Raw genomic sequence first — 1,367 nt, 5'->3', positions numbered from 1 at the left:
ACCTGCTAAGGTTATAGGGACAAGCCGTACGGGCAATTAGTACTGGTTAGCTTAATGCATTACTGCACTTCCACACCCAGCCTATCAACGTCCTGGTCTCGAACGACCCTTCAAAGAGCTCAAGGCTCTGGGAAATCTCATCTCAAGGCAAGTTTCCCGCTTAGATGCTTTCAGCGGTTATCTCTTCCGAACTTAGCTACCCGGCAATGCCACTGGCGTGACAACCGGTACACCAGAGGTTCGTCCACTCCGGTCCTCTCGTACTAGGAGCAGCCCCCTTCAAATTTCCAACGCCCACGGCAGATAGGGACCAAACTGTCTCACGACGTTTTAAACCCAGCTCACGTACCACTTTAAATGGCGAACAGCCATACCCTTGGGACCGGCTACAGCCCCAGGATGTGATGAGCCGACATCGAGGTGCCAAACTCCCCCGTCGATATGAACTCTTGGGAGGAATCAGCCTGTTATCCCCAGAGTACCTTTTATCCGTTGAGCGATGGCCCTTCCATACAGAACCACCGGATCACTATGTCCTACTTTCGTACCTGCTCGACTTGTCAGTCTCGCAGTTAAGCACGCTTATGCCATTGCACTATCAACACGATGTCCGACCGTATCTAGCGTACCTTCGAACTCCTCCGTTACACTTTAGGAGGAGACCGCCCCAGTCAAACTGCCTACCATGCACTGTCCCCGATCCGGATAACGGACCAAGGTTAGAACCTCAAACAAACCAGGGTGGTATTTCAAGGTTGGCTCCACGAGAACTAGCGTCCCCGCTTCAAAGCCTCCCACCTATCCTACACAGATTGGTTCAAAGTCCAATGCAAAGCTACAGTAAAGGTTCATGGGGTCTTTCCGTCTAGCCGCGGGTAGATTGCATCATCACAAACATTTCAACTTCGCTGAGTCTCGGGAGGAGACAGTGTGGCCATCGTTACGCCATTCGTGCAGGTCGGAACTTACCCGACAAGGAATTTCGCTACCTTAGGACCGTTATAGTTACGGCCGCCGTTTACTGGGACTTCAATCAAGAGCTTGCACCCCATCATTTAATCTTCCAGCACCGGGCAGGCGTCACACCCTATACGTCCACTTTCGTGTTTGCAGAGTGCTGTGTTTTTATTAAACAGTCGCAGCCACCAGTTTATTGCAACCCTTTCACCCTCATGGAGTAAACCATTCAAGCTACCGGGGCGTACCTTTTCCCGAAGTTACGGTACCAATTTGCCGAGTTCCTTCTCCCGAGTTCTCTCAAGCGCCTTAGAATACTCATCTCGCCCACCTGTGTCGGTTTGCGGTACGGTCTCGTATGACTGAAGCTTAGAGGCTTTTCTTGGAACCACTTCCGATTGCTTCGTGAA

Annotated in this window: 1 rRNA gene; it reads right to left on the bottom strand. The window is 51.4% G+C overall.

The features are described 5' to 3' along the window. Positions 1–15 precede the first annotated feature (15 nt). Positions 16–1,367, bottom strand: a 23S ribosomal RNA gene (locus tag AC07VH_RS29175); the annotation flags it as partial.

This window comes from Janthinobacterium sp. GW821-FHT03C10 (assembly GCF_059420865.1).
Note: the sequence above shows the minus strand (reverse complement) of the source record. Positions and strands in the feature narration are given on the sequence as shown.